General features: G+C 65.0%; 19 protein-coding genes. 7 read left to right on the top strand and 12 right to left on the bottom strand.

Annotated features, from left to right (window positions below; genetic code table 11):
- Positions 1–118: 118 nt before the first annotated feature.
- From gcvP to arcD (ACODSK_RS18200), 8 genes are all read right to left on the bottom strand, one after another.
- Positions 119–2,965 carry an aminomethyl-transferring glycine dehydrogenase gene (gene gcvP / locus ACODSK_RS18235; RefSeq protein ID WP_489017984.1) on the bottom strand — a complete coding sequence of 949 codons (2,847 nt, stop codon included), beginning with the start codon at positions 2,963–2,965 and terminating at the stop codon, positions 119–121.
- Positions 2,966–2,975: 10 nt separating this feature from the next.
- Entirely contained in the window at positions 2,976–3,359 is a 384-nt protein-coding gene (gcvH, locus tag ACODSK_RS18230; RefSeq protein WP_489017982.1) for a glycine cleavage system protein GcvH, read from the bottom strand.
- Positions 3,360–3,647: 288 nt separating this feature from the next.
- Entirely contained in the window at positions 3,648–5,156 is a 1,509-nt protein-coding gene (locus ACODSK_RS18225) for a sigma-54-dependent transcriptional regulator (protein ID WP_489017981.1), read from the bottom strand.
- Positions 5,157–5,355: 199 nt separating this feature from the next.
- On the bottom strand, positions 5,356–5,718 hold the full coding sequence (locus tag ACODSK_RS18220) for a DUF5064 family protein (protein ID WP_489017979.1): 363 nt from the start codon (positions 5,716–5,718) through the stop codon (positions 5,356–5,358).
- A 57-nt stretch (positions 5,719–5,775) separates the two neighbouring features.
- A complete protein-coding gene (gene arcC / locus ACODSK_RS18215) occupies positions 5,776–6,705 on the bottom strand; it encodes a carbamate kinase (protein WP_489017978.1) in 930 nt (309 codons plus the stop codon).
- A gap of 114 nt (positions 6,706–6,819) precedes the next feature.
- Positions 6,820–7,830, bottom strand: a complete 1,011-nt coding sequence (locus ACODSK_RS18210) for an ornithine carbamoyltransferase (protein ID WP_316919181.1) — start codon at positions 7,828–7,830, stop codon at positions 6,820–6,822.
- Positions 7,831–7,900: 70 nt separating this feature from the next.
- Entirely contained in the window at positions 7,901–9,157 is a 1,257-nt protein-coding gene (gene arcA / locus ACODSK_RS18205; protein ID WP_489017976.1) for an arginine deiminase, read from the bottom strand.
- A gap of 33 nt (positions 9,158–9,190) precedes the next feature.
- Positions 9,191–10,618 carry an arginine-ornithine antiporter gene (arcD, locus tag ACODSK_RS18200; RefSeq protein WP_489017974.1) on the bottom strand — a complete coding sequence of 476 codons (1,428 nt, stop codon included), beginning with the start codon at positions 10,616–10,618 and terminating at the stop codon, positions 9,191–9,193.
- Positions 10,619–11,031: 413 nt separating this feature from the next.
- On the opposite strand from arcD (ACODSK_RS18200), the gene arcD (ACODSK_RS18195) reads away from it, so the two are divergent.
- Entirely contained in the window at positions 11,032–12,459 is a 1,428-nt protein-coding gene (gene arcD, locus ACODSK_RS18195) for an arginine-ornithine antiporter (RefSeq protein ID WP_489017973.1), read from the top strand.
- A 197-nt stretch (positions 12,460–12,656) separates the two neighbouring features.
- Here the strand turns inward: arcD (ACODSK_RS18195) and ACODSK_RS18190 are convergent, their stop codons facing one another.
- The 4 genes from ACODSK_RS18190 to gap all read right to left on the bottom strand — a co-directional run bounded on the left by ACODSK_RS18190 (position 12,657) and on the right by gap (position 18,038).
- Positions 12,657–15,236 carry a TonB-dependent receptor gene (locus tag ACODSK_RS18190; protein ID WP_489017971.1) on the bottom strand — a complete coding sequence of 860 codons (2,580 nt, stop codon included), beginning with the start codon at positions 15,234–15,236 and terminating at the stop codon, positions 12,657–12,659.
- Between the two features lie 117 nt (positions 15,237–15,353).
- Positions 15,354–16,256: a FecR family protein gene (locus ACODSK_RS18185; protein ID WP_489017992.1), complete on the bottom strand. Its 903-nt coding sequence runs from the start codon at positions 16,254–16,256 to the stop codon at positions 15,354–15,356.
- A 135-nt stretch (positions 16,257–16,391) separates the two neighbouring features.
- A complete protein-coding gene (locus tag ACODSK_RS18180) occupies positions 16,392–16,910 on the bottom strand; it encodes an RNA polymerase sigma factor (RefSeq protein ID WP_489017970.1) in 519 nt (172 codons plus the stop codon).
- A 126-nt stretch (positions 16,911–17,036) separates the two neighbouring features.
- Positions 17,037–18,038, bottom strand: coding sequence for a type I glyceraldehyde-3-phosphate dehydrogenase (gene gap, locus ACODSK_RS18175; protein WP_489017968.1), 1,002 nt, complete (start codon positions 18,036–18,038; stop codon positions 17,037–17,039).
- A 220-nt stretch (positions 18,039–18,258) separates the two neighbouring features.
- Here gap and edd point away from each other — a divergent pair, with 220 nt between their 5' ends.
- The 6 genes from edd to ACODSK_RS18145 all read left to right on the top strand — a co-directional run bounded on the left by edd (position 18,259) and on the right by ACODSK_RS18145 (position 24,671).
- Positions 18,259–20,085: a phosphogluconate dehydratase gene (edd, locus tag ACODSK_RS18170; RefSeq protein WP_489017966.1), complete on the top strand. Its 1,827-nt coding sequence runs from the start codon at positions 18,259–18,261 to the stop codon at positions 20,083–20,085.
- A complete protein-coding gene (locus ACODSK_RS18165) occupies positions 20,082–21,038 on the top strand; it encodes a glucokinase (protein ID WP_489017965.1) in 957 nt (318 codons plus the stop codon). The genes edd and ACODSK_RS18165 overlap by 4 nt, the downstream gene beginning before the upstream one ends.
- Before the next feature lie 25 nt (positions 21,039–21,063).
- Positions 21,064–21,774 (top strand): response regulator, encoded by a 711-nt coding sequence (locus ACODSK_RS18160; RefSeq protein ID WP_489017963.1) that lies wholly within the window; start codon positions 21,064–21,066, stop codon positions 21,772–21,774.
- Between the two features lie 37 nt (positions 21,775–21,811).
- Entirely contained in the window at positions 21,812–23,203 is a 1,392-nt protein-coding gene (locus ACODSK_RS18155) for an ATP-binding protein (RefSeq protein WP_489017990.1), read from the top strand.
- A 179-nt stretch (positions 23,204–23,382) separates the two neighbouring features.
- Positions 23,383–24,249 carry an alpha/beta hydrolase family protein gene (locus tag ACODSK_RS18150; RefSeq protein WP_489017961.1) on the top strand — a complete coding sequence of 289 codons (867 nt, stop codon included), beginning with the start codon at positions 23,383–23,385 and terminating at the stop codon, positions 24,247–24,249.
- On the top strand, positions 24,249–24,671 hold the full coding sequence (locus tag ACODSK_RS18145) for a MarR family winged helix-turn-helix transcriptional regulator (RefSeq protein ID WP_489017959.1): 423 nt from the start codon (positions 24,249–24,251) through the stop codon (positions 24,669–24,671). The genes ACODSK_RS18150 and ACODSK_RS18145 overlap by 1 nt, the downstream gene beginning before the upstream one ends.
- Positions 24,672–24,704 lie beyond the last annotated feature (33 nt).

The raw sequence follows: 24,704 nt of genomic DNA, 5'->3' as shown, positions 1-24,704 counted from the left end.
TTTTTTTTGGGGGGGGGGGGGCCCCCCCATCGCCGGCAACGCCGGCTCCCACAAGGTTCGCGGCGCCCCCGATTCCTGTGGGAGCCGGCGTTGCCGGCGATGAGGCCCTCAAGCGAACTCAGGCGTCCTGATAGCTCTCGATCGACGGGCAAGCGCACACCAGGTTGCGATCACCAAACACGTTGTCGACCCGGCCCACCGGCGGCCAGTACTTGCTTTCCACCAGCGACGCCAGCGGGTACACCGCCTGCTCGCGGCTGTAGCCGTGGGACCATTCGCCGGTCAGTTCGGCCGCAGTGTGCGGAGCGTTCTTCAGCGGGTTGTCGTCCTTGTCCAGGCTGCCGTTCTCCACTGCACGAATCTCTTCGCGGATGCGGATCATCGCGTCGCAGAAGCGGTCCAGTTCTTCCTTGGACTCGCTTTCGGTCGGTTCGATCATCAGGGTGCCAGCCACCGGGAAGGACATGGTCGGGGCGTGGAAGCCGAAGTCGATCAGGCGCTTGGCCACGTCGTCGACGCTGATGCCGCTGGTGTCCTTGAGCGGGCGCAGGTCGAGGATACACTCGTGGGCAACCAGGCCGTTGCTGCCGGTGTACAGCACAGGATAGTGCTCTTCCAGACGACGGGCGATGTAGTTGGCGTTGAGGATGGCCATCTGCGAGGCACGCTTGAGACCCGCGCCACCCATCATGCGGATGTACATCCAGGTGATCGGCAGGATGCTGGCGCTGCCGAACGGTGCCGCGCACACCGCGCCCTGCTTGTTGTCCATGTGCGCATGGCCCGGCAGGAACGGCGCCAGGTGCGCCTTGACGCCGATCGGGCCGACGCCCGGGCCGCCACCACCGTGGGGAATGCAGAAGGTCTTGTGCAGGTTCAGGTGCGACACGTCGCCGCCGAACTTGCCCGGGGCGCACAGGCCGACCATGGCGTTCATGTTGGCGCCGTCGATGTACACCTGGCCGCCGTTGTCGTGGATGATCGCGCAGATCTCGCCGATGGCTTCCTCGAACACGCCATGGGTCGACGGGTAGGTGATCATCAGCGCGGCGAGGTGTTCGCGGTGCTCGATGGCCTTGGCCCGCAGGTCGTCGATATCGACGTTGCCACGGGCGTCACAGGCGGTGACCACCACGCGCATGCCGGCCATATGGGCGGTGGCCGGGTTGGTGCCGTGGGCCGAGGACGGGATCAGGCAGATGTCGCGGCGCTGGTCGCCACGGCTCTGGTGATAGGCGCGGATCGCCAGCAGGCCGGCGTATTCGCCCTGGGAGCCGGCGTTCGGTTGCAGCGACACGGCGTCGTAGCCGGTGGCGGCGCAGAGCATGGCTTCCAGCTCGGAAGTCAGTTGCTGGTAGCCCTGGCTTTGCTCGGCCGGGGCGAACGGGTGCAGGTTGCCGAATTCGGCCCAGGTCACCGGGATCATTTCGCTGGCGGCGTTGAGCTTCATGGTGCAGGAGCCCAGCGGGATCATGGTGCGGTCCAGCGCCAGGTCCTTGTCGGCCAGGCGGCGCAGGTAGCGCATCAGCTCGGTTTCGCTGTGGTAGCGGTTGAACACCGGGTGCTCGAGGATCGCCGACTGGCGCAGCAGGGCGGTCGGCAGTTGCGCGGCGGTGCTGGCGGCGAGGATGGCGAAGTCCGGGGCATTGCCGAACAGATTCCACAGCGCCTCGACATCGGCCTGGGTGCTGGTTTCGTCGAGGGACAGGCCGAGGCGCTGGTCATCGATCTGGCGCAGGTTGAGGCCGGCGGCGCGGGCCCGGGCATGCAGCTCGGCAGTTGCCGCGCCGGTGGTCAGGGTCAGGGTATCGAAGAAGGCGGTAGTCTCGACGTTCACGCCCAGGCCGTTGAGGCCGGCGGCGAGGATCGCGGTCAACTGGTGGGTGCGCGCGGCGATCTGCTTGAGGCCCTGGGGGCCGTGGTAGACGGCGTACATGCTGGCGATGTTGGCCAACAGCACCTGGGCGGTGCAGATGTTGCTGGTGGCCTTTTCGCGGCGGATGTGCTGCTCGCGGGTCTGCATGGCCAGGCGCAGGGCGGTCTTGCCGAAGCGGTCGATGGACACGCCGACCAGGCGGCCGGGCATGTCGCGCTTGAACGCATCGCGGGTAGAGAAGTAGGCCGCGTGCGGGCCGCCGAAGCCCAGCGGCACACCGAAGCGCTGGGCGCTGCCGATGGCCACGTCGGCGCCGAACTCGCCTGGCGGGGTCAGCAGGGTCAGGGCCAGCAGGTCGGCAGCCACGGCCACCAGGGCGTTGGCGGCGTGGAAGCGCTCGACCAGTTCGCGGTAGTCGAAGACATCACCGTTGGCCGCCGGGTACTGCAGCACGGCGCCGAAGAAGCGGCTGACGTCGGTCAGTTCGCGCTCATCGCCGACCACCACTTCGATGCCCAGCGGTTCGGCGCGGGTGCGCAGCACGTCGAGGGTCTGCGGGTGGCAGTGCACGGAAGCGAAGAAGGCGTGGCTGCCCTTGTTCTTGCTCAGGCGCTTGCAGAAGGTCATGGCTTCGGCGGCGGCGGTGGCCTCGTCGAGCAAGGAGGCGTTGGCGATCGGCAGGCCGGTGAGGTCGCTGATCAGGGTCTGGAAGTTCAGCAGGGCTTCCAGGCGGCCCTGGGAAATCTCCGGCTGGTACGGGGTGTAGGCGGTGTACCAGGCCGGGTTTTCCAGCAGGTTGCGCAGGATCGGCGCCGGAGTGTGGCAGTTGTAGTAGCCCTGGCCGATGAAGCTCTTGAACAGCTGGTTGTTGCCGGCGATGGCTTTCAGCGCGGCGAGGGCGTCGGCCTCGCTCTGGCCTTCGCCCAGTTCCAGCACGCTGGTGCCCTTGATGCTGTCGGGGATGACGGCGGCGCTCATGGCTTCCAGCGAGTCGAAGCCGAGGGTGGCGAGCATGGCCTGCTCATCGGCCTGGCGTGGGCCGATATGGCGGGCGATGAATTCGTTGGCGGTGCCGAGGTTGATGGTCATGGCAGGCTCCTCAGGCGTCGTCGTTGGCTTTGATCAGGCGGTCGTAGGCGTCCTGGTCGAGCAGTTGCGCGACGGCGCCGGCATCGGCCGGGATAAAGCGGAAGAACCAGCCTTCGCCCAGCGGGTCTTCGTTGACCAGTTCCGGGCTGTCTTCCAGTTGCGCGTTGACCTCGACCACTTCACCGTCCAGCGGCATGTACACGCCGCTGGCGGCTTTCACCGATTCCACGGTGGAGGCTTCGGCGCCCTTGGCGTAGTGCTGCAGTTCCGGCAGTTGCACATAGACCACGTCACCCAGGGCGTTCTGGGCGAAGGCGGTGATGCCCACGGTCACACTGCCGTCGGCTTCGGCACGCAGCCACTCGTGATCTTCGGTAAAACGCAACTCGCTCATGGAAACTCCTCGAAGGCCGTCGTCGCGGCCGGATGCGGTAGTGGCCCGCCGCATCAACGCGGCAGACCGGGGCTGGAATTTCCATAGCAAATACGCGGCCATGTTCGGCAATGCCCCGAAAACAAAGGCTTTGAGCGATTTTTCCTGACTGTTTTTGAAATGCTGTGTAACGAAATCGCTACGGCGGCATAGCGCAATGAAAGCCGTGAAGGATCAACGCCTTGCTACAGCGTTGTTACGGCAGGCTGTAGCGAAATCACTACGGTGTATCGATTTCGCTACGATGATTCAGCTTTTTGCCGAAATCCCGTACTTGCGCAGGCGATGGGCGATGGCGGTGTGCGAGGTTTGCAGGCGCGCGGCCAGTTGCCGGGTCGAGGGATGGCTGGCGTAGAGCTTTTCCAGCAGGTCGCGTTCGAAGTCCTCCACCGCCTGCTCCAGGCTGCTGACTTCGCCATCCTGTCCGCCGGCCACCGCAGTGCCGGCGATATCCAGGTCGCCGATATCCACCAGGCTGCTTTCGCTGATAGCCGCAGCGCGGAAGATCACGTTCTGCAACTGCCGCACATTGCCCGGCCAGCGGTTGCCGAGCAGGGCCGGGAAGGTGTCCGGGGCCAGGCGGCAGAGCGGGCGCTGGATCTGGGTGCAGGCCTGCTGCATGAAATAACGCGCGAGCAGGAGGATGTCCTGGCCGCGCTCGCGCAGCGGCGGCACTTCCAGATTGAGCACGTTGAGGCGGTAGAACAGGTCTTCGCGGAAGGTGCCTTCGCCGACCATCTTTTCCAGGTCGCGATGGGTGGCGCTGAGGATACGCACGTTGACCCGCACCTCGCGGTCACCGCCAACCCGGCGGAAGCTGCCGTCATTCAGGAAGCGCAGCAGCTTGGCCTGCAGGTACGGCGACATCTCGCCGATCTCGTCGAGAAACACCGTGCCCTGGTTGGCCAGTTCCATCAGCCCCGGCTTGCCGCCGCGCTGCGCGCCGGTGAAGGCGCCGGGGGCGTAGCCGAACAGTTCGCTCTCGGCGAGGTTCTCCGGCAGGGCGGCGCAGTTGAGGGCGAGGAAGGGCGCGGCATGGCGGCTGCTGATAGCGTGGCAGGCACGGGCTACCAACTCCTTGCCGGTGCCGGTCTCGCCATGGATCAGCAGCGGCGCGTCGAGGGCAGCGACACGCAGGGCGCGGCTTTTCAGGGTGCGGATGGCCGGGGATTCGCCGAGCAGGGCATCGAAGCCTTCGGCGTGGTCATGGTGCAGGGCCGACAGGCGCTCGCCGATGCGGTTGGGCGGATACAGGGTGACCAGCGCACCGGCATCGGTGATCGGCGTGGCATCCAGCAGCAGGGTCTGGCCGTTGAGCACCACTTCGCGCATCGGCAGGTGGAAGCCCTGTTCGATCAGGGTAGCGAGCAATTCCGGCGCATCGAACAGCTCGGCGATGCTGCGTCCGGCCGGCTCCTGGCCGCACAGGGCGATCAGTGCCGGGTTGGCCAGCAGCACGTTGCCGGCGCTGTCCAGGGCCAGCACCGGGTCGCTCATCGCCGCCAGCAGGGCGTCCAGTTGCAGGTGGCGGCGCTGGCCGGGAAGGATGTCGACCACGCGCACGGTCTGCACGCCGCGCACGTTGAGCAGGGCGTCGTGGAGCTCTTCGAGGACGAAGGGATTGAGCGTCGGCGCATCGATGTAGACGTTGGGCGGCACCATCTCCACCGCATCCAGGTTGAGGTTGCGGGCACCGAGCAGGGCGAGCACTTCCTGGGTAATACCGACGCGGTCGATGAAGCTGACGTGGATGCGCATGGGATGGTGGGTTCAGCGGCTGGAAAGGCGGGGATTATGCCTTGTTCTGCGGGGGACTGGCACGGGCAGCTGTGGTGATCTTGCCGGCCCTATCGCTGGCAATGCCAGCTCCCACAGGTTTCTGTGTCTGGCCTGTCTCATGCGGCTGGCCGGGCATTTTGTGGGAGCCGGCGTTGCCGGCGATGAGGCTGACAGGTGCTCAACCGAGGGACTCGGGATTGATCGGATCACCGGCATGCACGCCAAGCCGCTTTTCGACGTCCTTGAACATGTCGTCGTAGAAGGTCTTGTGCACCGAGGTGACGATGCCTCGCACCGGCAGGCCATGCTTCTCGACGATCCGGTCGACGGACGCCGCGAAGTTGTACCAGTTGTCCTTGTTCACCGAGAAGCTTTCGTCCACGGGCTTGTCCTCGATGGTGCCGTGTACGCGGAAGGCCACGGTTTTCCCCTCCGTGGGGGACTGGGCCGTTTCGTAATCGATGCAAAGGTTGTAGCTGTGATCGGCCTTGTTGAGCGCGTGACGCTCGATGTGCAGGTGGCCGGGTTCGAACTGTGCCATGACAGGCTCCTTGTACGGTTGAAACAGGCGGGCCCGTCAGCAGGCCCGCCCGGAGCTTCAACGATAGCTGATGCCTGGACTGGCCGTGCTGACCCGGGTACCGGCGGTGCCCTTGACGATATCCTCGATATCGCCCAGCGAACCGATGACCGCGACTTTGCCTGTGTGACGGGCGAAATCGCAAGCTGCCTGGACCTTCGGCCCCATGGAACCGGCGGCGAAGCCAAGACGTTCCAGTTCATCCGGATGGGCCTGGGCGATGGCTTTCTGCGTCGGCTTGTTGAAGTCGATATAGGCGGCGTTGACGTCGGTGGCGATCACCAGCAGATCGGCGTCCAGCTGTTCAGCCAGCAGCGCCGAGCACAGGTCCTTGTCGATCACCGCCTCGATTCCTTGCAGCTTGCCGTCGGCACCATACAGGGTCGGAATGCCGCCACCCCCGGCACAGATCACGATACTGCTCTTTTCCAGCAGCCATTTGATCGGGCGGATCTCGAAGATGCGCTTGGGTTTCGGGCTGGCCACCACGCGGCGGAACTTGTCGCCGTCGGCGGCGATGGCCCAGCCTTTCTCCTTGGCCAGGCGCTCGGCTTCTTCCTTGGAATAGACCGGGCCGATGGGCTTGGTCGGGTTCTGGAACGCCGGGTCCTTGGCGTCTACTTCGACCTGGGTGAGCAGGGTGGCGAAGGGCACTTCGAAGTCCAGCAGGTTGCCCAGTTCCTGTTCGATCATGTAGCCGATCATGCCTTCGGTCTCGGCGCCGAGGACGTCCAGCGGGTAGGGGGTGACCGAGGTGTAGGCCGCCGCCTGCAGCGACAGCAGGCCGACCTGCGGGCCATTGCCATGGGCGATGACCAACTGGTTGCCGGGATGGATCTTGGCGATCTGCTCGGTGGCGATGCGGATATTGGCGCGCTGGTTATCGGCGGTCATGGGCTCGCCACGGCGCAGCAGCGCGTTACCGCCTAGTGCAACAACGATACGCATGGGGAATGTCCTTTGAATCTTGGTGAGCGGGAGGCCCTCATCGCCGGCAAGCCGGCTCCCACAGGGACCGCGTGCACCGCTGGACCTGTGGGAGCTGGCTTGCCAGCGATGGGGTTACAGATCTGCCAGGGTCGACACCAGGATCGCCTTGATCGTGTGCATGCGGTTTTCCGCCTGCTCGAAGGCGATGCAGGCCGGCGATTCGAAGACGTCGTCGGTCACTTCGATACCGTTGGCCAGGTGCGGGTACTGCTCGGCGATCTGCTTGCCGACCTTGGTTTCCGAGTTGTGGAACGCCGGCAGGCAGTGCATGAACTTGGCCCGAGGGTTGCCGGTGGCCTTCATCAGTTCGGCGTTGACCTGATACGGCAGCAGTTGCTGGATGCGTTCGCCCCAGGCTTCCACCGGCTCGCCCATCGACACCCAGACGTCGGTATGCACGAAGTCCACGCCCTTGACCGCAGCTTTCGGGTCTTCGGTGAGGGTGATGCGCGCGCCGCTGGATTCGGCGTATTGCTTGCAGCGGGCGACCAGGTCGTCATGGGGCCACAGGGCCTTCGGCGCGGCGATGCGCACGTCCATGCCGAGCTTGGCGCCGATCAGCAGCAGCGAGTTGCCCATGTTATTGCGCGCGTCACCGAGGTAGGCGTAGCTGATCTCGTGCAGCGGCTTGTCGGCGTGCTCGCGCATGGTCAGCACGTCGGCGATCATCTGGGTCGGGTGGTATTCGTCGGTCAGGCCGTTGAACACCGGGACCCCGGCGAACTTGGCCAGTTCTTCCACCACTTCCTGCTTGAAGCCGCGGTACTCGATGGCGTCGTACATGCGCCCGAGCACCCGGGCGGTGTCCTTCATGCTTTCCTTGTGGCCGATCTGCGAGGAGTTCGGGTCGATGTAGGTGACGTTGGCGCCCTGGTCATAGGCGGCCACTTCGAAGGCGCAGCGGGTGCGGGTCGAAGTCTTTTCGAAGATCAGGGCGATGTTGTTGCCCTTCAGGTGTTGCTGCTCGGTGCCGGTGTACTTGGCGCGCTTGAGGTCGCGGGACAGGTCGAGCAGGTAGCGCAACTCGCGCTCGCTGTGGTGTTCGAGGCTGAGCAGGTTGCGGTTGTGAATGTTGAACGCCATTTCGGTTCTCCTTGGATTCGGTGAGCGACCCGGGCGCCGCCGGATAGGGGCGCTCGGGGCGAGGGGCGTTTTAGTAGTCGATAGGGTCGCGGACGATCGGGCAGGTCATGCAGTGGCCGCCGCCGCGACCACGGCCGAGCTCGCCGGCGCTGATGGTGATGACCTCCACGCCCGCCTTGCGCAGCAGGGTGTTGGTGTAGGTGTTGCGGTCGTAGCCGATGACCACGCCGGGCTCCAGGGCCACCACGTTGTTGCCGTCATCCCATTGCTCGCGCTCGGCGGCGAAGCTGTTGCCGCCGGTTTCCACCACGCGCAGGGCCTTGAGGCCGAGCACGTCGGCGACCACTTCGATAAAGGATTTGTTCTCGCGGCGCACGTCCATGCCGTAGGGCTTGCTGCTGTCCGGACGGATCACGAACGGCACGATTTCCTTGACCACTTCCGGGAAGACCGTGACGAGGTCGCGGTCGCAGAAGCTGAACACGGTGTCCAGGTGCATCGCCGCGCGGGATTTCGGCAGGCCGGCGACCACCACTTTCTCCACCGCGCCCTTGGCGAACAGGGATTGGGCAAGCTGGCCGATGGCCTGGCGCGAAGTGCGCTCGCCCATACCGATCAGCACCACGCCATTGCCGATCGGCATGACGTCGCCGCCTTCCAAGGTGGCCTGGCCGTGGTCCTTGTCCGGGTCGCCGTACCAGACTTCGAAGTCGGCGTGGGTGAACTCGGGATGGAACTTGTAGATGGCGCTGGCCAGCAGGGTTTCCTGGCGTCGCGCCGGCCAGTACATCGGGTTCAGGGTCACGCCGCCGTAGATCCAGCAGGTGGTGTCGCGGGTGAACTGGGTGTTGGGCAGCGGTGGCAGCAGGAAGCTGGAATGGCCCAGGTAGTCGCGGTACATCTTGATCACGCTGGCGCCTTCGCTGTCCGGCAGGTCCTCGCCGGCCACGCCGCCAATCAGGAATTCGGCCAGGTGGCGCGGCTCCAGGCCTTCGAGCCAGCTGCGCACTTCGTTGGTCAGGCCGACGCCGACGGTGTCGGGGGTGATCTTGCGATCGAGGATCCACTTCAGTGCTTCGGGATTCTGGATGGTCTCGGTCAGCAGGTTGTGCATTTCCAGCACTTCGACACCGCGCTCGCGCATCTTGGTGACGAAGTCGAAGTGGTCGCGCTTGGCCTGGTTGACCCAGATGACGTCGTCGAACAGCAGTTCGTCGCAGTTGGTCGGGGTCAGGCGCTGGTGAGCGAGACCGGGGGAGCAAACCATCACTTTGCGCAGTTTGCCCGCCTCGGAATGGACGCCGTACTTAACTTTTTCCGTGGACATGATCATTTCCTCCAAAGGTGTGAAATACGGGGGTTACAGCGTAAGGAAGCCGTCATACAGGCCGTAGGCTGCGACCAGCGCGCCAACGACCACGGCGGCGAATATCAACTTCTCCACGTTGGTAAAGATCGGTTGGCCGAGCTCGCGCTTGGCCTTGGCGAACAGGATCGCGCCAGGGGCATAGAGCAGGGCGGAAAGCAGCAGGTACTTGACCCCGCCGGCGTACAGCAGCCAGATCGCATAGATCAGCGCGATGCCGCCGATGATCAGGTCCTTCTTGCGTTCGGCCAGGGCGTTTTCGTAGGTCTCGCTGCGCACGGCGAGGAGCACCGCGTAGGCCGCCGACCACAGGTAAGGCACCAGGATCATCGAGGTGGCGAGGTAGATCAGCGACAGGTAGGTACTGGCCGAGAACAGCGTGATGACCAGGAAGATCTGCACCATGGCGTTGGTCAGCCACAGGGCGTTGGCCGGCACCTGGTTGGCGTTCTCGCGACGCAGGAACTCCGGCATGGTGTGGTCCTTGGCGGCGGCGAACATGATCTCGGCGCACAGCAGCACCCACGACAGCAGCGCCCCCAGCAGCGAGATGATCAGGCCGACGCTGATCAGTACCGCGCCCCAGTGACCGACCACATGCTCGAGCACGGCGGCCATCGACGGGTTCTGCAGCTTGGCCAGTTCTGGCTGGGTCATGATGCCCAGGGACAGCACGTTGACCAGCACCAGGAACAGCAGCACGGTGATGAAGCCGATGACCGTGGCCTTGCCCACGTCGGAGCGTTTTTCCGCACGGGCCGAGAAGATGCTCGCGCCCTCGATGCCGATGAACACCCAGACGGTGACCAGCATCATGTTGCGCACCTGGTTCATCACGCTGCCCAGGTCAGGGTTCATGCTGCCCCAGATGTCGGCGGTGAAGATGTCGAGCTTGAAGGCGAACAGGGCGATCAGCACGAACAGGGCCAGTGGCACCACCTTGGCCACGGTGGTGACCAGGTTGATGAAGGCCGCTTCCTTGATCCCGCGCAGCACCAGGAAGTGCACGGCCCACAGCAGCACCGAGGCGCCGATCACCGCTGCCAGGGTGTTGCCCTCGCCGAAGATCGGGAAGAAATAGCCAAGGGTGCTGAACAGCAGGACGAAGTAACCGACGTTGCCGAGCCAGGCACTGATCCAGTAGCCCCAGGCCGACGAGAAGCCCATGTAGTCACCGAAACCGGCCTTGGCGTAGGCATACACCCCGCCATCCAGATCGGGTTTGCGGTTGGCCAGGGTCTGGAAGACGAAGGCCAGGGTCAGCATGCCGACGGCGGTGATTGCCCAGCCGATCAGTACCGCGCCGACATCGGCGCTGGCCGCCATGTTTTGCGGCAGGGAGAAGATACCGCCACCAATCATCGAACCAACTACAAGTGCGACGAGCGCACCGAGTCGAAGTTTTCCGGAAGCCTCTGACATGGCTTGACTCCATTTCAGAAAAGAGAGACCTGAAGATACGACGCAAGTAATGAAGGGAAGCTGATGCAGGTCAGTTCATTGCTACATTCCATTGTTTATGAATGACTGAAAGTGCCTCCGTAAGATCAGCAGGATGCTGCGGAGGCCTTGTGGTACGGCGCTCTTGGAAGTTTCCGAATCGCTCGTAAATGTTCGCGAACTTTGAAGCTAGTCCGTTTCCGGGGAATCGCAAATTTTACCTGGAAAAATTCTCATTTGGCTTGATTAAGCGGAATTAGTGCACAAAACTCTCAGCGGATTGTGTGGTTATTAGAGTCCTTTGTTATTAAATAAAAAGGCTTATAACCGGGAATTTTTACAGAATTAAGATCAGGTTTATTGGCTGAAAAACAACGAATAAAGAGGGGAATTTCATGTCCGAGCCTGGTCATAAACTGCGCCTTGGGGCGCTGATTGCACTGGTGGTCGGCTCGATGATCGGCGGTGGCATTTTCTCCCTGCCGCAGAACATGGCGGCCCGTGCCGACGTAGGTGCAGTACTGATTGGCTGGGGCATCACGGCGGTAGGCATGCTGGCCCTGGCCTTCGTCTTCCAGAGCCTGGCCAACCGCAAGCCGCAGCTGGACTCCGGGGTGTACGCCTACGCCAAGGCCGGGTTCGGCGAGTACATGGGGTTCTCCTCGGCCTGGGGCTACTGGATCAGTGCCTGGCTGGGCAACGTCGGTTACTTCGTCCTGCTGTTCAGCACCCTGGGGCTGTACTTCCCGGCCTTCGGCGAGGGCAACACGCCGCTGGCCATCGGCTGTGCCTCGCTGTTGCTCTGGGCCGTACACTTCCTGGTGCTGCGCGGGATCAAGGAGGCGGCCTTCATCAACCAGGTGACCACCGTGGCCAAGGTGGTGCCCTTGATCCTGTTCATCGTCATCGCGGCGGCGGCGTTCCGCATGGACATCTTCACCCGCGATATCTGGGGCCTGGAAAACCCGAGCTTCGGCAGCGTGCTGGACCAGGTGCGCAACATGATGCTGGTGACGGTGTTCGTGTTCATCGGCATCGAGGGCGCGAGCATCTACTCCGGGCGGGCGCAGAAGCGCTCCGACGTGGGCAAGGCCACGGTGATCGGCTTTCTCGGCGTGCTTGCCTTGCTGGTGCTGGTCAACGTGCTGTCGCTGGGGGTGATGACCCAGCCAGAGCTGGCGGCGCTGCACAACCCTTCGCTGGCCTCGGTGCTGGAGCATATCGTCGGGCCCTGGGGCGCCTTGCTGATCAGCCTCGGGCTGGCGGTGTCGCTGCTGGGCGCCTTGTTGTCCTGGGCCTTGCTGTGTGCCGAGATTCTCTACGCGACGGCGCGGGACAGGACCATGCCGCGCTTTCTTGCCCGGGAGAATGCCAACCAGGTGCCGGCCAATGCGCTGTGGCTGACCAACAGCATGATCCAGTTGTTCCTGCTGATCACCCTGTTTTCGGCGGGGACCTACACCAGCCTGATCTACCTGGCATCGTCGATGATCCTGGTGCCCTACCTGTGGTCGGCGGCCTATGCGGTGCTGCTGGCGCTGCGCGGGGAAACCTACGAAGGCTTTGCCGGAGCCAGGCGCAAGGACCTGCTGGTCGGCCTGGTGGCGCTGCTGTATGCGGTGTGGCTGTTGTATGCGGGCGGGCTGAAGTACCTGCTGCTCTCGGCGCTGCTGTATGCGCCGGGGGTGATCCTGTTCGCGCGGGCGAAGCGAGAGCAGGGACTGCCGTTGTTTACCGGGTGGGAGAAGCTGATTTTCGCGGCGGTGCTGGCGGGGGCGGGGGTGGCGGCGTTCAGTTTGTACAGCGGAGTCCTGACCCTATGATGCCGATGGCCTCATCGCCGGCAAGCCGGCTCCCACAGGGTGGACTGGGTCAGCCACAGAATCGATGCTCGGCGCGGTCTCTGTGGGAGCTGGCTTGCCAGCGATAGGGGCAGACCTGACAACATCTTGGTCTGTGCCGGCCTCATCGCTGGCAAGCCAGCTCCCACATGGGATCTATACAAGCCTTGGGGCTACCTTCAGATATCCCACACCACATTGATCGAGAAGTTGCGACCCGGCATGGTCAGGCGATCCAGGTTGGCCGGCGAGGTGGCGCCGGCTTCGCCGATACCGTCGTAGCCACGCACGTCATCCCACTGCCAGTACTTCTTGTCGGTCAGGTTGTACAGGCCGGCGTTGACCGTGACGTCGTCGGTCACCTTGTAGAAACCGGTCAGGTCGAGCACGCCGTAGCCCGGGGTGCGGAACTGCTTGCTGGTACCGTCCGGCGCGTAGAAGGTGGTGTCGTCGACGCGGTTCTTGCGCTTGACCAGGGTCCAGCTGACCAGGCCACCGTACTGCTCCTGCTCGTAGCCCAGCCCCAGCACCGCAGTGAGCGGGTTGACGCTGTTGATCGGTTCGCCGGTGTCTTCGTTCTTGCCCCAGGCATAGGCCAGCGAGCCCTGGCTGTACAGGCCGTTCGGCGCGCCGAAGGCATCGAGTTTCAGGCGACCCTTGAACTCGGCACCCTTGATGGTGGCGTGCTTGATGTTGTTGGCTTCGAAGTTCTGCCCGATGTTGCTGCCCTGCACGGCGTCTTCGTTGATGAAGTCGCGGTACTTGTTATAGAACACCGCCACGTCGAAGTTGCCGGCATCGAAGTTGCCGCGCAGGCCTGTCTCGTGGCTCTTGCTGGTCTCGGGTTCCAGGTTCGGATTGCCGGTGACGCTGTAGCCGACGCCTGGGTTTTCGAAGCGGCCGTACAGCGCCTTGGCGGTCGGGGTGCGGAAGCCTTCGGCGTATTGGCCGTACCAGGTGTAGTGGTCGTTGAAGGCAAAGGTCACACCGAACTTCGGCGAGACGCGGTGCCATTTCTTCTCGTCGAGGTTGATCGGGTCGGTGGTGCCGCTGATCGCACGGAGGAACTCGTCGGTCGCATGGGGTTCCAGGCGGGTCTGGTCGTAGCGCAGACCCGGGAGGAAGGTCCAATTGTTCAAGCGGATTTCGTCCTGGGCGAAGACGCTGTAGGTCTTCACGATCGGATCGGGGAAGTCACTGACTTCGCGCAGCGTGCCGGAGGCATTGGGCTGGCCGGTGACGCAGCCGAAGCCGGTGGTCAGGCAGGTGGCGGTGCCGCTGCGCGAGCCGGTCACTTCGTTGCGCTTGAAGGTGGCGCCGTAGGTCAGCAGGTGCTCGGTTCTGCCGATGTTGAAGGCCTTGTCGGCCTGGGCGTCGAGGACCCACTGGCGGTCCTTGTAGGTGGTCTTGCGGGTGCGCTCGACGGTGTAGATCGGCCGGTAGATTTCCTCGACGCGCTGGTCGGTCTTGCCGATCTGGTAGTTCAGGCTCCACTTCACGTTGTCGGCCAGCAGGCTGTCGAGGGCGAAGTCGTGGGCGATGCCGAAGCGCTCGCGGGTGACCACGTCGCTGCCGGTACGGGCCTGGTACATGTTCAGCGGGCTCGGGGTGAACGGCCCGCCCACGGAGCTTTTCTCGTTGAAGTCGCGATCGTTCTTGTAGTGCTCGTAGGTCAGGGCCAGGCGGGCATCGTCGGCGTAGTTCCAGCCGAGCTTGGCGAGGACGTTGTCGGTCTGGTTGTCTGACGGGTTGGCTTCGGTACGGCTCAGTCCGGTACCGCCGTGCTCGCCGTAGGATTCGGTTTCATGGCCGTCGCGACGGCTCAGGTGCAGCAGGCCGTCGAACTCGCCCTGGCGGCCGGCGACGGTGGCGGACTTCAGCCAGCTGTTGTCAGCCGAGCTGTAGCCGGTCTTCAGGCGCGCGCCGACGTCCTGGCCGGGCTTGATGATGTCGTCCGGGTCGAGGGTGAAGTAGCTCACCGCGCCGCCGATGGCGTTGCTGCCGTACAGCACCGAGGCCGGGCCGCGGAGGATTTCCACGCGCTTGACGATCTCCGGGTCGACGTAGTTGCGCTGGGTCTGCGCGTACGGGCCGAAGAAGTAGCTGTCGGGGATGGCGACGCCATCGACCTGGGTCAGTACCCGCTCGCCGTCGATGCCGCGGATGTTGTAGCCGGTCAGGCCGCTGCGCAGGCCGGTGCCGGCGACCGACACGCCTGGCTCGTAACGCACCAGGTCCTTGATGGTCTTCACGTTCTGCCGGTCGAGCTGCTCGCGGGTCTGCACGCTGACGGTGCTCGGCACCTGGCTGACGTCCTGGGCGCTGCGGGTGGCGCTGATGGTCACCTGTTGCAGGGCGATGGTCTGCGACTGGCTGCGCTCGATGGCGACGTTGTTGGCGCCCAGCTTGCGGTAGGTCAGGCCGGTGCCCAGCAGCAGGCGTTGCAGGGCCTGTTCCGGCGGCAGCGAGCCGCGCACTCCTGGCGAAACCACGTTCTGCCCCAGTTCGGCGGAAAGGCCGACCTGCCAGCCGGTCACCGTGGTGAAGGCGTTCAGGGCGGAGACCAGCGATTGCTGGCTGATTGCGAAGCGGTAGTCGCCCATGCGCTGGGCAGGGGCCTGCGCCGGCTCGGCGGCCAGGGCCGGCAGGCTGGCTGCACCGCTGGCGAGCATGGCCAGGGTCAGCAGGGAGAGCGTGCAACGTTGCAGGCCCGGCTTGCGTGCGGAGATGGAAACTCGACGGGTGGATCCGGTAGACATCGAAAGGCGCTCCCTGACGCGCGTTGTTATAGGTGCGGCTGACTCAAAACAAGAATCAGTTGCATTGGCTATAACGAGACGTATGGCGTCAGGGCATCGCGTAAAAAAACTTTCGCGTCAGTTGAGAATCACCAGCGCCGGGAACTCCTGGACCCGTGCCGAGGTGATGTGGGCCAGCGAGCGCACGGCTTCCAGCGGCTGGTCGAGGCGGTAGTTGCCGGTCACCGCGACCTGCTCCAGCTTGTCGTTGGTGTTGATGATCAGGCCCGGGTAGTAGCGGCGCAGCTCGGCCAGCACTTCGCTCATCGGGCAGTTCTCGAAGATCAGCCGGCCCTTGACCCAGGCCAGGTCCTTTTGCAGGTCGGCGCGCTCGCGCTCGCCGAAGCCGTTGGGGCCGACGCGGATGCTCTCGCCGCTGCTCAGGCGGATGCGCTGGTCCTTGCTGGCGAGCACGTCGAGATCACCGCGCTGCACCTGCACCTGGGCCTCGCCGTCGAGGTAGCGCACGGCGAAATCGCTGTCGCGCACGCTGGCGCGCAGGGGGCCGGCTTGCAGTTCGAGGGGCTGGGTGTGGCCGCCGGGCACCTCGAAATAGGCCTCGCCCTGGTACAGGCGGGCGACGCGCTGGCGGGCATCGATATCGCTGGAGAAGGCCGAATTAGTATTGAGCAGCACCCGCGAGCCGTCGTTCAGCTCGACGCGCTGGCGCTCGCCGACCACGGTCAGATGATCGGCCTGCAGGCGCACCGGCAGATTGCCGACGGTGAAGACACCGACCAGCAGCACTGCGGCAGCGGCGAGGGGTTTCCAGTGCGGGCGCAGGCGTTGCAAACGGGTGGGCTTGCGTTGCTGCTGCAGGTCATCGGCGGCCTGGCGCAGCACGCCGCCATTCCACAGCGCTTCGGCATCGACATAGGCCTGGGCATTGGCCGGATCGGCTTCCAGCCAGGTTTCGAAGGCGCGGGTATCGTCTTCGCTGGGGCATTGCAGACGGATCAGCCAGTCCAGGGCCTCGTCCATGGCCTGGTCGCGGGCAGACGGGTCCGGCGCGGGGCGATGAGGGGCGGGCTCTGTCACGGGAAATCCTTGCGGTGCTGCGGCGGTCTTGTAGTGGGCGTCATGATCGTGGCTAACGGCGGATCAGGCAAGCCGCGATCAGTTGCCGTTCAGTCGATCGGCCACACCCATGCAGATCGCCATGATCAGTTTCAGTTCCTTCTGCACCGTGCTGGCGGAGACGTCCAGTTGCTCGGCGATCTCCAGGTAACTGGCGCCATGCAGCCGGCTGAGGATGAAGATGCGCTGTTGGCGCGGGGTCAGTTGCGCCAGCGAACTGCTCAGGCGCTTGAGCAGTTTTTCCGCATGGGCCGCGTCCTCGGCACTGCTGGCCGGCGCGGCGACACTGTGCAGGACCTGCTCCGGCACATCGTCGACCACCGTGCGCGCCTGCACCCGGCGCGCGCGCAGGTGGTCCAGCGCCAGGTTGCGCGCAGTCTGGAAGACGAAGGGTTCGAGGTGCTCGATGGGCCGCTCGCCGAGGGCCCGGGTGACGCGCAGGTAGGTTTCCTGCAGCAGGTCTTCGGCGGTGCTGGGGTTGTCCACCATGCGCTGCAGCGTGCGCAGCAGGGTGACCCGCTGGGCGAGGAAAACGGAGTTGAAGTGAGAGTGGCTCACGGGGATACCCGACCGGAATTTGCCAATGATAGTGATTGTCATTAACAGCATTGGTCAAGCACTAAGTAGGACGGCAGTGCCGGACGTTGACCGAAACGTCCGACACTGAATCGCTGAAAGCCCCGTCTAGCGGGCGTTCCACAGCGCCAGACAGTTATCCAGCATGCGGTTGGAAAAGCCCCACTCGTTGTCGTACCAGGCCATGACCTTCAGCAACCTGCCGCTGGCCTTGGTGTGGTTGGCATCGAAGATCGACGACAGCGGGTTGTGGTTGAAATCGCAGGACACCAGTGGCAGGTCGTTGTAGCCGAGCACCTTCGAGCCCCGGCTGGCCTCCTTGAACAGCGCATTGACCTCCTCGGCGGTGGTCTCGCGGGCGAGGGTGACGGTGAGGTCGACCAGCGACACGTTGATCACCGGCACCCGAACCGCCATGCCGGTGAGCTTGCCGGCCAGTTCCGGCAGCACCAGGCCGACCGCCTCGGCGGCACCGGTCTTGCTCGGGATCATCGACTGGGTCGCGGCGCGGGCGCGGTAGGGGTCGCTGTGGTAGACGTCGGTCAGGCTCTGGTCGTTGGTGTAGGCGTGGATGGTGGTCATCAGCCCTTGTTCGATGCCCAGTTCGCGGTGCAGCACCTGGGCCACCGGGGCCAGGCAGTTGGTGGTGCAGGAGGCGTTGGAAATGATCTGGTGCGAAGCGCGCAGGATGTCGTGGTTGACGCCATGGACTACAGTGGCATCCGCACCCTTGGCCGGCGCCGAGATGATCACCTTGCGCGCCCCGGCGGACAGGTGTGCGGCCGCCTTGGCGCGATCGGTGAACAGACCGGTGCATTCGAACACCACGTCGACGCCCACGGCCTGCCAGGGCAGGTCCGCCGGATTGCGGATGGCGCTGACCGCGATGCGGTCACCGTTGACCGTCAGGCTTTCATGATCGAAGGAAACGTCCGCGGCAAAATGGCCGTGGACGCTGTCGTACTGGAGCAGATGGGCATTGATCGCGCTGTCGCCAAGGTCGTTGATGGCGACGACCTGCAGGTCGCGGCGGTAGCCTTGGGTATAGAGTGCGCGCAGCAGGTTGCGGCCGATGCGGCCGAAGCCGTTGATTGCGATACGAATAGTCATGGAGCTACCTCGCGTCTGTCCTGACTTTTGTTGTTTTAATTACAAGATTAATCTGAAACAAATAGAAAACAAGCTTATCTGCTGGCAGTATTTTGTTCGGATCACAACATTTGCTGATCAGGCCCTTCTGCCTCGCGCTGTACTTCAGCGTAGGCGCAATCGTTTGGAAGGGACAGCCGCCAGAGAGCCGCATACCACCGTTTAGCCTGGAGTCGAGTTCATGCATCCGCGTATTGTCGAGGTCACCGAACGGTTGATCGCCCGCAGCCGTCCCACCCGTGAACGCTACCTGCAACTGATCCGCGGCGCCGCCGGCGATGGCCCGATGCGCGCCCGCCTGCAATGCGCCAACTTCGCCCATGCCGTGGCCGGGTGTGGCGCCGACGACAAGCAGACCCTGCGCCTGACCAATTCGGCCAACGTCGCCATCGTCTCCGCCTACAACGACCTGCTGTCGGCGCACCAGCCCTACGAGCACTATCCCGAGCAGATCAAGCAGGCCCTGCGCGAGATCGGCTCGGTCGGCCAGTTCGCCGGTGGCGTGCCGGCCATGTGCGACGGCGTCACCCAGGGCGAGCCAGGCATGGAACTGGGCATCGCCAGCCGCGAGGTGATCGCCATGTCCACCGCCGTGGCGCTGTCGCACAACCTGTTCGATGCTGCGCTGATGCTGGGCATCTGCGACAAGATCGTCCCCGGCCTGATGATGGGCGCGCTGCGCTTCGGTCACCTGCCGATGCTGTTCGTTCCCGGCGGGCCGATGCCGTCGGGGATCTCCAACAAGGAAAAGGCCGAGGTGCGCCAGCTCTACGCCGAAGGCAAGGCCAGCCGCGAGCAGTTGCTGGAGTCGGAGATGAAGTCCTACCACAGCCCCGGCACCTGCACCTTCTATGGCACCGCCAACACCAACCAGTTGCTGATGGAAGTGATGGGCCTGCACCTGCCGGGCGCGTCCTTCGTCAATCCATACACGCCCCTGCGCGATGCCCTGACCGTCGCCGCCGCGCAGCAGGTCACGCGCCTGACCAAGGCCAGCGGCGCCTTCATGCCGCTGGGCGAGATCGTCGACGAGAAGGTCATCGTCAACTCGGTGGTGGCCCTGCATGCCACTGGCGGTTCCACCAACCACACCCTGCACATTCCGGCCATCGCCCAGGCTGCCGGGATCCAGCTGACCTGGCAGGACATGGCCGATCTCTCCGAAGTGGTGCCGACCCTGTGCCACGTCTATCCGAACGGCAAGGCCGATATCAACCACTTCCAGGCGGCGGGTGGCATGGCCTTCCTGATCCACCAACTGCTCGATGCCGGCCTGCTGCATGAAGACGTCAACACCGTCGCCGGCCACGGCCTGCGCCGCTACACCCAGGAGCCTTTCCTCGATGGCGACAAACTGGTCTGGCGCGACGGCCCGCAAGACAGCCTCGACGAATCCATCCTGCGCCCCGTGGCCCGGCCGTTCTCGGCAGAAGGCGGACTGCGGGTGATGGAAGGCAACCTCGGGCGCGGGGTGATGAAGGTCTCGGCGGTCGCCCCCGAGCATCAGGTGGTGGAAGCGCCGGCCCGGGTCTTCCACGACCAGCAGGCACTGGCCGATGCCTTCAAGGCCGGCGAGCTGGAGCGGGATTTCGTCGCGGTAATGCGCTTCCAGGGCCCGCGCTGCAACGGCATGCCCGAGTTGCACAAGATGACTCCGTTCCTCGGCGTGCTGCAGGACCGCGGCTTCAAGGTGGCGCTGGTCACCGACGGACGCATGTCCGGCGCCTCGGGCAAGATCCCGGCGGCCATCCATGTCTGCCCCGAAGCCTATGACGGCGGGCCGCTGGCCAGGGTTCGCGATGGCGATATCGTGCGTGTCGACGGCGTTACCGGCAGCCTGCTGGTGCGCGTCTCCGACGCAGAGCTGGCATCCCGCGAGATCCCGCCGGCGCCGCTGGGCAATGGCCTCGGCTGCGGCCGCGAGCTGTTCGGCTTCATGCGCCAGGCGTTCAGTTCGGCGGAGAAGGGCGCCAGCGCCTTCACCCAGGCACTGGAGGGCTGCAAATGACGGTCGCGCTGGTTGGCGATATCGGTGGGACCAACGCCCGTTTCGCCCTGTGGCGCGACGATGCCCTGCACGAGGTGCAGGTGTTCGCCACGGCGGACTACAGCAGCCCGGAGCAGGCCATAGGCGTGTACCTGCAGGCCCAGGGCATTGCCCGCGGCGAGTTGCAGGCGGTGTGCCTGGCGGTGGCCGGGCCGGTCTCCGGCGACGAGTTCCGCTTCACCAACAGCCACTGGCGGATCAGCCGCAAGGCGTTCTGTGCCGCCTTGCAGATCGAACACCTGCTGCTGATCAACGACTTCTCCGCCATGGCCCTGGGCATGACCCGGCTGCGTCCTGAAGAGCGGGTCAGCGTGTGTGCCGGCGAGGCTGACCTCAGCCGCCCGGCCCTGGTGATCGGTCCTGGCACCGGTCTCGGCGTGGCTAGCCTGTTGCGTCTGGAAGAAGGTCGCTGGCTGGCCATGCCGGGGGAGGGCGGGCATGTCGACCTGCCGGTGAACGACGCCCGCGAGGCGGCGATCCGCCAGGCCATTTCCGAGCACACCGGCCATGTCAGTGCCGAAACCGTGCTCAGCGGTGGCGGCCTGCTGCGGCTGTACCAGGCCATCTGCACCCTCGACGGACATCCACCGACCCTGGCCACGCCTGCGCAGATCACCGAGGCCGCGCTGGCTGGCGAGCCGCTGGCGCTGGCAGTGATCGAGCAGTTCTGCCGCTTCCTCGGCCGCGTCGCCGGCAACGATGTGCTGACCCTCGGCGGCCGTGGCGGCGTGTATATCGTCGGCGGCGTGGTGCCGCGTTTCAGTCGCCTGTTCCTGCGCAGCGGCTTTGCCGACAGCTTTGCCGACAAGGGCTGCATGAGCGGCTATTTCAAGGACATCCCGGTATGGCTGGTGACCGCCGAATTCTCCGGGCTGCTGGGCGCCGGCGTGGCCTTGCAGCAGGCGTTGATGTGAACCCACGAAGACAAGGACCGCGATCGTGAGCAAGTCGATTCTGCTGGTGGATGACGACCAGGACATCCGCGAACTGCTGCAAGCCTACCTGAGCCGTTGCGGCTTTCAGGTGCGTGCCGTGGCCGACGGCCAGGCCTTTCGCCAGGCGCTGGATGCCGAGGGCAGCGACCTGGTGATCCTCGATGTGATGCTGCCCGACGAAGACGGTTTCAGCCTGTGCCGCTGGGTGCGCGAGCATCCGCGCCAGGCCCGGGTACCGATCATCATGCTGACCGCCAGTTCCGACGAAGCCGACCGGGTGATCGGCCTGGAACTGGGCGCCGACGACTACCTGGGCAAGCCGTTCAGCCCGCGGGAATTGCAGGCGCGGATCAAGGCGCTGCTGCGCCGTGCCGGCTTCCAGGCGCCGGGCGGCGAGGTGCTGGCCTTCGATGACTGGCGCCTGGATACCATCAGCCACCGCCTGTTCCATCGCGACGGCGAGGAGGTGATTCTCTCCGGCGCCGACTTCGCCCTGCTCAAGCTGTTTCTCGATCACCCGCAACAGATCCTCGACCGCGACACCATCGGCAACGCCACCCGCGGGCGCGAGCCGATGCCGCTGGACCGCATCGTCGACATGGCGGTCAGCCGCCTGCGCCAGCGCTTGCGCGACACCGACAAGCCACCACGGTTGATCCGTACCGTGCGCGGCAGTGGCTACCTGCTGGCGGCCAGCGTTGCGCCCGCGCACTGAGCGGCGCCTGCCGCTGCCGCGTTCGCTGCTGGGGCGGATGCTGTTGCTGACCCTGCTGGTGGTGCTGCTCGCCCAGGGCCTGTCCAGCCTGATCTGGCTCTCGCAACTGCGCGCCAGCCAACGCGAGGGGCTGGTGGCCAGCGCGCGCAGCCTGGCCCACTCGATGAGCGCCAGCGTCAGTTACTTCCGTTCCCTGCCCCTGGCCTATCGGCCGCTGGTGCTGGACCAGTTGCGCAGCATGGGCGGCACGCGCTTCTTCGTCTCGCTCAACGACCGCCCGCTGGACATGCAGGTGTTGCCGAGCACGCCGCGCAAGGAGGCGGTGATTGCCGCCGTGGACGAGGTGCTGCGCCAGCGCCTGGGCGAGATGCGCATCTCGGTGGAATTCGTCAGCCCGCAGGACCTGCGCATCTTCAACAGCGGCCTGAAGCTGGATGAACTGCCGCGCTCCTGGGCTCACTACGCACTGACCCTGGAACCGGTGGAACCGCCGGTGCTGGTGACCCAGATCCGCCTGGCCGAAGGCGAGTGGCTGTATATCGCCTCGCTGTTGCCGGAGCCCTACACCACCCTTGAAGACGAAGGCCTGCCGCGTCAGCAGATCCTCTTCATCGGTTTCACCAGCTTCTTCCTGTTGCTGTTCATCGGCCTGCTGGTGCACTGGCAGAGCCGCCCGCTCAAGCGCCTGGCCCTGGCCGCGCGGGAGATGTCGCTGGGGGCGGATGTCGAGCCGGTGGTTGAGGGCGGCGGCAGCGAAGTGGAGGAAGTGGGGCGGGCATTCAATGCCATGCGCGAGCGCATCAGCCGCTACCTCACCGAGCGCAGCCAGTTGTTCAGCGCCATTTCCCATGACCTGCGCACGCCGATCACCCGTTTGCGCCTGCGCGTCGAGTTGCTGGAGGACGAGCAGGTCCAGGCCAAATTCGGCCGCGACCTCGACGAGCTGGAGATGCTGGTCAAGGGCGCGCTGCAATGCGTGAAGGACACCGATATCCACGAGAACATCGAACCGATCGATCTCAACCAGGTGCTGGAATGCCTGGTCGAGCCCTACCTCGCCAACGGCCGGGTGACCGTACGCGGGCGGGCCGAGGCGGCGTATCCGGGCAAGCCGCTGGCGCTGCGACGGTGTATCGGCAACCTGATCGACAACGCGCTGAAGTACGGCGAGCGCGCGCATCTGCGGGTGATCGATGGCGAGGACAGCTTCATCCTGCAAGTGGATGATGAAGGGCCGGGGGTACCGGCGCAGCAGATGGAGCAGGTGTTCGAACCGCATTTTCGTCTGGCCGGGAAGCAGCAGGGTTATGGGTTGGGGCTGGGGATCGCGCGCAATATTGCCCATAGCCATGGGGGGGAGGTGAGCCTGTGCAACCTTCGCGAGGGTGGGTTGCGGGTGACCCTGAGTTTGCCCCGCTATCTCGATTGATTGTTCCGGCCTCATCGCCGGCAACGCCGGCTCCCACAGGTATCGCGTGCGCTGCAGAACCTTGTGGGAGCCGGCGTTGCCGGCGATGAGGCCCGAAAGAGCGACACATGAACTGAGACTCGCCAGTCATTATTTCGCATGTTAAATAATAGCTTTACACCTATCTCCCAGGCCCCGCCATGCACAAGAACACCCAAGCGATCACCTGCCCCGACGGTCTTATCCTGCGTGCCACCCTGTTCGGCGACCCCGGCACTGCCCGGGCCCTGGTGCTGCTGCACCCGGCCACTGGCGTCACCGAGCGCATGTACGCCGCCTTCGCCAGCTACCTCGCGGTCCGGAACTTCCTGGTCCTGACCTACAACTACCGCGGCGTGCAGGTCGGCACCCCGGCCAAGGCGGTGGATGCCGGGTTCAGCACCTGGGCCGATCTCGATGTGGAAGCGGTGACCCACTGGGCCGCCGAGCAGTTCCCCGACCTGCCGCTGCTGGCCGTCGGTCACAGTTTCGGCGGCCATGCCCTCGGCCTGTGCGACAGCAGTCGCCTGCTCGCCGGTGCCGTGACCATCGCCTCCCAGGCCGGCTGCCTGCGCTTTATCCGTCCCACCAGCGAGCGCCTGCGGGTCACCGCCCTGCTCAAGCTGATCGGTCCGTTCTGCGCCCGGGTCATGGGCTATGTACCAGGGCGCCGCCTTGGCATCGGCGAAGACCTGCCGGCCAGGGTGATGCTCGAATGGTGTCGCTGGACCTCCCTGCCCAACTACTTCTTCGACGACCCGACGATGAACGCCGTCGAGCGCTTCCGGCGCCCGCGCATGCCGCTGCTGGCCGTCGGCTTCAGCGACGACCCCTGGGCCCCGGCCGAGGCCATCGACCTGATGAGCGGGCACTTCAGCAACTGCGCCGTCGAACGCCGCGAGTACACCCCGGCGGACAGTCAGGGCCAGGCCATCGGCCATCTCGGCTTCTTCCGCGACCGTCACGCCAGCACCCTGTGGCCGGCGCTGGTGCGCTGGCTGGAGCAACGCGTTCAGGAGCGCAGCTGATGGCCTTCGAACGGCGTTACTTCTGGTTGCTGAACCGGGCGCAGAAAAGACTGCACCGCCACCTGGAGCAGCGTGCCGAACAGCAGGCGGGGATCAGCGTGGTCCAGGCGGGCGCGCTGTTCGCCCTGCAACGCCAGGACGGTGCGATCAGCAGCGAACTGGCCGTGGAGCTGGACATCGCCCCGTCGGCGATGACCGGCTTGGCCGATCGCATGGTCAGGCTCGGCCTGCTGGAGCGCCGGGTCGACGAGCAGGACAAGCGCATCAACCGCCTGTGGCTGACCGAACATGGCCGCGAGGTGGTCGGGCGCGCGCGCGCCGAGCTGGCGCCGTTCAACCAGACCCTCGCCGAGGGCTTCAGCGACGAAGAGATGCAGGTGGTATCGCGCTGGCTTTCGGCGGTGGCGCAGCGCTTCGAATAGCGGCAATGTCACCGCTTGGTGACATTCGCGCAT

The organism is Pseudomonas sp. FG98, assembly GCF_057808595.1.
Note: the sequence above shows the minus strand (reverse complement) of the source record. Positions and strands in the feature narration are given on the sequence as shown.